Source organism: Microbacterium sp. CPCC 204701 (assembly GCF_004010105.1).
Taxonomy (GTDB): Bacteria; Actinomycetota; Actinomycetes; order Actinomycetales; family Microbacteriaceae; genus Microbacterium.
The window spans coordinates 1-7,331 of record NZ_RRYE01000137.1 but is presented as its reverse complement, the minus strand read 5'-3'; the positions used below and the strand labels follow the sequence as shown (position 1 = coordinate 7,331).

Below are 7,331 nucleotides of genomic sequence, written 5' to 3'. Positions count from 1 at the left end.
CTCATCGGCCGGGAGCGGAGCCGCGTCCGGCCGGCCGGGAGCGGCGGCAGGAGTCCGCGAGAACCGCGGGGCCGGCGCCGCGAGCGGAATCCCGCCCGACTCCGTGAAGGCGCCGCGCTCGCGGGCGTGCGCGTCGTCGAGTGCCTCGGCGAAGGTGAGCACGGGAGTGAGACATGCATCCGTGCCCGCGGCCGATGCCGCCCACGCGTCGCGCGTCCGTGTGGACAACGCCTTCGAGATCGCCGCCCGCCACGCGCCCCACGCGGCGGGATCGTACTGGTCGCCCAGTCCGGCGGCGTCGATGCCGAGCAGCGCGACCAGTTGTGCGAAGAACTGGCGTTCAATCGCGCCGACGGCCACGTACCGGCCGTCGGCGCAGCGGTACGTGTCGTAGAACGGGGCGCCGCCGTCGAGGAGGTTCGCGCTGCGCTCGTCGCTCCATCGTCCGACGCCGCGCAACGCCCAGATCTTCTGCGCCACGATGCCGATGCCGTCCACCATCGCCATGTCGACGACCTGCCCCCGTCCCGAGCGATCGCGTTCGTACAGCGCGCTGACGATGCCGAGCGCCAGCGGCAGCGAACCGCCGGCGTAGTCGCCGAGAAGGGTCAGCGGCACGGGCGGCGGCTCGTCCGCACGCCCGATGGCGTGCAGCACGCCCGTGACGGCGAGGTAGTTGAGGTCATGTCCCGCGTCGTCCGCGCGCGATCCCTCGCGGCCCCACCCGGTCATGCGGGCGTAGACGAGCCGGGGGTTGGCGAGCTCCGCCTCCGACGGGCCGAGACCGAGGCGTTCCATCACGCCAGGGCGGAATCCCTCCAGCAGCACATCCGCCTGGGCGAGGAGAGCGCGAAGCTGCCGCAGGCCGTCGGTGGTCTTGAGGTCCACGATCGTGTGGACGCGGCCACGCAGCACCGGGTCGATCTCGCCGGCGAGCTCCGCCATCGCGCCGCCTCCCGGTCGTGCGACGCGCAGGACGTCGGCGCCGAGGTCGGCGAGGAGCATCCCGGTGTGCGGAACCGGCCCCAGTCCTGCCATCTCGACGACCCGGACGCCCCCAAGCGGCCCGGTCACGCGAAATCCGCCCACGCGAGCATGTGCACGTCGCCGCCGGCGCGCGTCACGGTGGCGTCGACGGCATCCGTCGCGGTGTCGCGGGGGCCGATCACGAACCGCAGGCGGTCTCCGGGCCAGGCCTGCGACTGCCAGCGAGCACGGAACGTGCGAAGGCGTTGCACATCTCGCACTTTCGCGATCCGTGCCGCGGCAAGCCCGGCGGTCAGCATCCCGACGGCGAACGGGGACGGGTACCCGGCCGCCCGGGCGAAGTCCGCGTCGTGGTGGATCGGGTTGAAGTCGCCGGACGCGCCTTGATACTTCACGAAGTCGGTGATCGTGAGGGGCGGGGTCTCATCGCTCACGAGACTCGAGGCGACGGCCGTCTGGGGGCGGGCGGGAGCGTCGACGGATGCGGAGCCGCCCTCGCCCCTTGGCTCCGTGCGCTCGCCGGCGGGTGACGGCAGCGTGATCGAGAGGGATGTCATCTCCGCCAAGGGCTCGGCCTCGTCCGTCGTCCAGAACCTCGTGACGACCTCGGTGAACGTCATCACGCCACGGCGGCCCGTCTTCTCGAAGGTGCGCCCGAACCGCTGCCGAGCGCGGAGCACGATGCCGACCGGCAGCGGTCCGTCGTGATAGTCGAAGCGCTGCTCACCGTGGAGCACGTGTCGGTAGTCGCGATCGATGCCGTGCCAGGCGGAGTTCTCGGGCTTCATCCACAGCGCGCTCGCGGCAGGGAAGGTCACCGGCGCGAGGTCGGCTGCCGAGGCCGGGTCGGCGCCGGTAGCGCGAGCGAACTCCGCGACCTTTCCCGCCTCGACGACGAAGTCGAACGCCGGCGGCCGGGGCGCGGTGAGCGCCCCGGCGCCGGCGTCGGTCAGCGGATCGGCCATTGGATGTGCTTCACCTGGAAGAACTCCTGGAACCCGTCCTCCCCCATCTCGCGTCCGTAGCCGGAGAGCTTGAAGCCGCCCCACGGTGCATCGGGCCGCATGTAGCCGCCGCCGTTGATCGACACCGCGCCCGTGCGCAGCCGCTTGGCGACCGCGTACGCCTCAGTCGGGTCGCCGTAGACGGCGGCGTGGAGCCCGTACGGGGAGTCGTGGGCGATGTCGATCGCCTCCTCGACGGAGTCGTAGGGGATGAGGACGCCGACGGGTCCGAACAGCTCTTCGCGCGAGATCTCCCACGTGTTGTCGACTCCGCCGATGACGGTGGGGTTGTAGAAGAAGCCGTCGAGTCCTTCGGTGTAGCCGCCGCCAGCGATGATCTCCGCACCCTGGTCGATCGCGCGGTCGACGAAGCCCGCGACGAACTGACGCTGCTGCTCGCGGATGAGCGGCCCGAGATCGGTCGTCTCCTCCCACGGGAGTCCCACGCGAAGGTCGCGGACGAAGCGCTGGATGCTGTCGGCGAAGGTGTCGTACTGGCTGCGCGGGACGAGCATGCGGGTCGTCGAACCACAGCCTTGACCCGAGTTGCGTGCGAAGCGCATGATCGACGGCTGCACGATGGCGTCGAAGTCCGACACGCTCGGCAGCAGGATGTTGGCGGACTTGCCGCCGAGCTCGAGCACCACCTTCTTGGTCGTCTCGGCCGCTGCCCTCTGGATCGCCTTGCCGACCTTGAGCGAGCCGGTGAACATCACCATGTCGACGGCCTCGTGCGAGGTCAGCACCTCGCCGACATCGCCGAGCCCCGAGACGAAATTGACCACGCCGGCGGGCACGCCGGCCATCTCGGTGAGCTTCATGAGCGCTCGTGTCGACAGCGGCGTGCGCTCCGACGACTTGAACACGAGCGTGCATCCGGCGGCCAGCCCGGGGCCGAGCTTCCAGACGACGGAGTTGATCGGGAAGTTGTAGCCCGTGATGCCGGCCACCACCCCCACCGGGATCTTCTGCAGCAACGAGCTGGAGGCGGGTGTGCGGAAGTCCGGAGCGAGGGGCTCCTCGTGACCACCCCGCGGGCCCTTCAGCGCCTGTTCGGCGGCCCAGCGCACGTTGACGATCGGCATCGACACCTGCATCGCCCTCGCGAGGCCGACCGGCGTGCCGACCTCGGCGATGATGATCTCGACGAGCGCGTCGAAGTGCTCCTCCATCAGGTCGGCGAGCCGGCTGAGAACGGCGGCCCGGTCGGCGGGCGACGTGCGCGACCATGGTCCGCGGTCGAAGGCGCGACGCGCGGCGAGCACGGCGCGCTGCGCCTGCGCGGTCGACGCGAACGGGTCCGTTCGCAGCTCGGTGCCCGTCGACGGGTTGAGGACGGTGTTGAGCTCGGGGGCTTCGCCGTCCTCCCATGTGCCGTCGATCCAATTGAGCGGACCGTCGATGAGCGATCGCGCCTGCGGGCTGAGCCTGTCCAGGGCGGTGAGTTCGGTCACGAGAGTCATGCGAGAAGACCTCCATCCAGGGCGAGTGCTGTTCCGGTGACCCAGCTCGCATCGTCGCTCGCGAGGAACGCGGCGGCCGCGGCCACCTCGTCGGGCGAGCCGGCACGGGCGAGGGGGACCTTCTTGGCGAAGTCGGCCTTGAGCGATTCGATGTCGGCGCCCGCGTCGCGTCCGAAGAACTCCGACAGCATGGGGGTCTCGATCATCGCCGGAAGGATCGCGTTGGAGCGGATCCCCTCCGGACCGAGGCGCTTCGCGACCGCCTTCATGAAGACCGTGATGCCGCCCTTCGCAAGGGAGTACAGCGGGCTGAACGGCGAGCCGACGACGCCCGAGGTCGACGACGTGAAGATGATCGACGCGTGCGGCGCAGCCTTCTTCAGAAGGGGCACGGCGTACTGCGTGGCGAAGAACGCGCTGCGCAGGTTGATGTCCATCGCCTTCTCGTACTGCTCGGGCGTCACCTCGAGACCGGAGGCGCCGGGGATTCCGGCGTGGTTGTAGAGGACGTGCAGGATGCCGAACTCGGCCTCGATCCAGTCGAACACCTCTCGCAGAGCCTCGAGGTCGCTGACGTCGAGGCGTCGTGCGGTCGCTGTGCCGCCGGCCGCCGTGATCTCGTCGGTGACGACGCGCGCCGCAGTCTCGTCCAGATCACTCACGATGACATGGGCGCCTTCTGCCGCGAACCGCAGCGCGCCGGCGCGGCCCATCCCCGATCCTGCCGCCGTGATCAGGGCGATGCGTCCTTCGAGCCTCTTCATTGAAACCTCTCCTCGCCAGGCGCGGCCACGGTCGGCCGAAACCCGGAATCTATGATCATGGAAATCAGGATATTTGTCCGGAGGAGAGCACGCAAGATCGGGCGGGCTCGCTTCCGGCTCGTCAGGGCTGCGTCGCCAGCATCTCCCCCAACCGGTCGCGCAGTTTGGCCTTCTGTACCTTGCCGGACGGTGTCTTGGGCAGTTCGTCGAGCACGATGATCCACTTGGGGATCGCGAACTTCGGCAGGGACTTCTCGCACAGCGCCATGATGGCTTCCTCTGTGAGCGCGGACCCGTCCTTCAGCACCGCGAACACCGCCACCTCGTCCTCGCCGGCCTCGGTGTCGGCGGGGCCTGCAACGGCCGCGCAGTCGGCGATGTCCTCGAAGCGGAGCAGCGCCTGCTCGAGCTCATAAGAGCTGATGTTCTCGCCGCGCCGGCGGATCGAGTCCTTGATGCGATCCACGAAGTAGTACCAGCCGTCCTCGTCGCGGCGCAGTCCGTCGCCGGTGTGGAACCACTGGTTGCGCAGCGCCTCCGCCGTGCGGTCGGGCATGTTGTAGTAGTCGGTGAGGAGGAGCCAAGGCTCCTTGGCGCGCACGATCAGCTCGCCCATCTCGCCGACGGGTCGCTCCTCGTCGGTGTCGGGGACGACGATCTTGGCCTCGAAGAACTCGTCCACGAGCAGGCCGGCGCTCCCAGCGGGGTGCGGTTCGCCGTACGGCACGAGGATCGGCATCGAGATCTCCGTCATGCCGTACTGCTCGACGAAGACGTGCACATCGAAGCGGCGCGCGAAGTCGGCCATGATCGAGCTCGGAGTGGGCACCGAGTAGATGCAGCGGAGACGGTTGTCGGAGTCGTCGGGGCGCTCGGGCTGCTTGTACGCCCAATCCATCATCACGCCGATGAAGTTCGTGGTCGTGGCGCCGGTCGAGCGGACCTGATCGATCCACCGGCTCGCACTGAACTTCTCCTGCAGCGCGAATCGGGCGCCCGCGATGAGTGCCGGCAGTGCGGCCAGGAACTGCGCGTTCCCGTGGAACAGCGGGCCGACCGACATGTGGGTATCGGCGTCGGTGAGTCGCAGGAGGGCGATCTGCTCCTGCGCGACGAAGCACAGCTGCGAGTGCGACATCGTCACCCCCTTCGACAAGCCGGTGGTACCCGAGGTGAAGAAGATGGCTCCGGTGTCGTAGCGGGTCACCCGGGGCAGCTCGGCGGTGCTCGCATGGTCCTGCAGGCTCTCGTAGGGGCGGGCGTCGATCCCTGCGTCCGAGAGCGCGCGGATGGCGGTCGCCTGCTCCTCGGGGGTGCCCACGACGAAGTACGTCCGGATGGTCTGGTACGCGGACGTGTCGCCGCCGAGGAAGCGCTCGGCGAAATCGGCGTGGATCACGGCGACGGTCGGCGAGGTCGTGCGCACCTGGTGCTCGAGGAACGTCCCGATATAGGCCGTGTTTATCGGGACTTCGACAAGGCCGCCGACGGCAGCGCCGAACCAGGCGAGCATCACCTCGACGCGGTTCGGCGACATGATCAGCACGCGGTCGCCGAACGCGGCGCCGGCGTCGATCAAGCCGCGGGCGACCTTCTTCGCCAACTCGTTCGTCTCGCCGAATGTGAGGTCGACGTCCTGGTACTGCACGAGGAGGTAGCTCTTGTCGCCGTGGGTCTCGGCCCGGCGCGCCAGCACCTGGGGGATGGTCCACGTCGAACGGTCGGGCAGGACGAGGTCGATGTGACCGTAGGTTCTCGTCGTCAAGGGGTCCCCATTCTCTGGATGCGTCTTCGGAATCCGGTCGTGCGCTTGTCTGAGTCCGGCTAGGAGCCCGTCCACACGGGGGCGCGCTTCTCGGCGAACGCGAGCGCGCCTTCCTTCGCATCGCGCGAGTGGCGGATCGGGTCCACGATCGGCCACTGGCGTGCGAACTTCTCGTGCAGCGGCCAGTCGGGGCTCTCCTGGATGACCTGCTTGCTCGCCTGCAGCGCCAGCGGCGCGTTCTGGGCGACCTGCTGCGCGAGCTCGAGCGCAGCCTCGAGGACCTTGCCCTCCTCGGCGATCGTGCTCAGCAGTCCGTAGCGCTCCGCTTCGGCGGCCGGCATCATGCGGCCGGTGAGGACGAGTTCCATGGCGCGGTGATAGGGGATGCGCTGGGCGAGGCGCAGCAGTCCGCCGGCACCCGCGGTGAGACCGCGCCTGGTCTCGGGCAGGCCGAACGTCGCAGTGGTGTCGGCGACGATGAGGTCGCACGCGAGCGCGATCTCGAAGCCGCCGCCGAGTGCGTAGCCGGCGACGGCGGCGATGAGCGGCTTGCGCGGGGGGCGCTCGACGAGCCCGGCGAAACCCTTGCCCTCGATGATGGGGATCTCGCCGCGAGCGAATCCCTTGAGATCCATGCCGGCGCAGAAGTTGCCGCCCGCTCCGGCGAGGACGGCGACCGACAGGTCGTCGCGGGAGTCGAGGGTCTCCAGAGCGTCGCCCAGCGCCGTCGCGAGCTCCAGCGAGATCGCGTTGCGCGCGCGGGGGCGGTTGAGGGTGAGGACGAGGACGCGTCCGCGCTCCTCGACGAGTAATACGCCCTCAGCTGAACCGGCCGACCCGTCCGGGTTCGCTGTCGGCCGGCTCATCGCGGTGCCATCCGGATCGCGCCGTCGAGCCGTATCGTCTCGCCGTTGATCATCTGGTTCTCGATCATGAGCGCCGCGAGGGAGGCGAACTCGTCTGGTCGCCCGAGCCTGGCCGGATGCGGGACGGTCTTCGCGAGCGAGTCACGGACGTCCTGCGACAGCCGCGCCAGGATGGGAGTGTCGAACGTCCCCGGTGCGATCGTCGCCACACGGATCAGCTTGCTGGCGAGGTCGCGCGCGGCGACGAGGGTCATCCCCACGATGCCGGCTTTCGCCGAGGCGTACGGGATCTGGCCGATCTGCCCCTCCCACGCGGCCACGGATGCCGTCAGGATGCAGACCCCCCGCTCGCCGTCGACGGGTTCGTTGCGCGCCATGCGCGCGGCCGTGAGACGCAGAACGTTGAAGGTCCCGACGAGATTGACGCGCACGACCGTCTCGTAGAGCTCGAGGTCGCCGGGATTCCCGTCGCGGTCGACCAG

Annotated in this window: 7 protein-coding genes; all 7 read right to left on the bottom strand. The window is 69.4% G+C overall.

Features of this window, described 5'->3' with window-relative positions; genetic code table 11:
* A partial coding sequence (locus tag EIO58_RS09755) for a CaiB/BaiF CoA transferase family protein (RefSeq protein ID WP_164861614.1) occupies positions 1-1,074 on the bottom strand: 1,074 nt, incomplete at its 3' end.
* Positions 1,071-1,952 (bottom strand): FAS1-like dehydratase domain-containing protein, encoded by an 882-nt coding sequence (locus tag EIO58_RS09750; RefSeq protein ID WP_127819375.1) that lies wholly within the window; start codon positions 1,950-1,952, stop codon positions 1,071-1,073. The genes EIO58_RS09755 and EIO58_RS09750, both read right to left, overlap by 4 nt.
* Positions 1,937-3,445, bottom strand: coding sequence for an aldehyde dehydrogenase family protein (locus EIO58_RS09745; RefSeq protein WP_205789207.1), 1,509 nt, complete (start codon positions 3,443-3,445; stop codon positions 1,937-1,939). Before EIO58_RS09745 ends, EIO58_RS09750 begins: the two co-directional genes overlap by 16 nt.
* Positions 3,446-3,450: 5 nt before the next feature.
* On the bottom strand, positions 3,451-4,218 hold the full coding sequence (locus EIO58_RS09740) for an SDR family NAD(P)-dependent oxidoreductase (RefSeq protein ID WP_127819373.1): 768 nt from the start codon (positions 4,216-4,218) through the stop codon (positions 3,451-3,453).
* Positions 4,219-4,339: 121 nt separating this feature from the next.
* On the bottom strand, positions 4,340-5,983 hold the full coding sequence (locus tag EIO58_RS09735) for an AMP-binding protein (RefSeq protein WP_205789206.1): 1,644 nt from the start codon (positions 5,981-5,983) through the stop codon (positions 4,340-4,342).
* A gap of 59 nt (positions 5,984-6,042) precedes the next feature.
* Positions 6,043-6,849 carry a crotonase/enoyl-CoA hydratase family protein gene (locus EIO58_RS09730; protein WP_127819372.1) on the bottom strand — a complete coding sequence of 269 codons (807 nt, stop codon included), beginning with the start codon at positions 6,847-6,849 and terminating at the stop codon, positions 6,043-6,045.
* Positions 6,846-7,331: SDR family NAD(P)-dependent oxidoreductase (locus EIO58_RS09725; protein WP_127819371.1), on the bottom strand; the 486-nt coding region annotated here is incomplete at its 5' end. The genes EIO58_RS09725 and EIO58_RS09730, both read right to left, overlap by 4 nt.

Excerpts from the sequence above, each read along its gene's own strand:
- EIO58_RS09750 (WP_127819375.1), bottom strand. The coding sequence starts at position 1,952 with ATGGCCGATCCGCTGACCGACGCCGGCGCCGGGGCGCTCACCGCGCCC.
- EIO58_RS09740 (WP_127819373.1), bottom strand. The coding sequence starts at position 4,218 with ATGAAGAGGCTCGAAGGACGCATCGCCCTGATCACGGCGGCAGGATCG.
- EIO58_RS09730 (WP_127819372.1), bottom strand. The coding sequence starts at position 6,849 with ATGAGCCGGCCGACAGCGAACCCGGACGGGTCGGCCGGTTCAGCTGAG.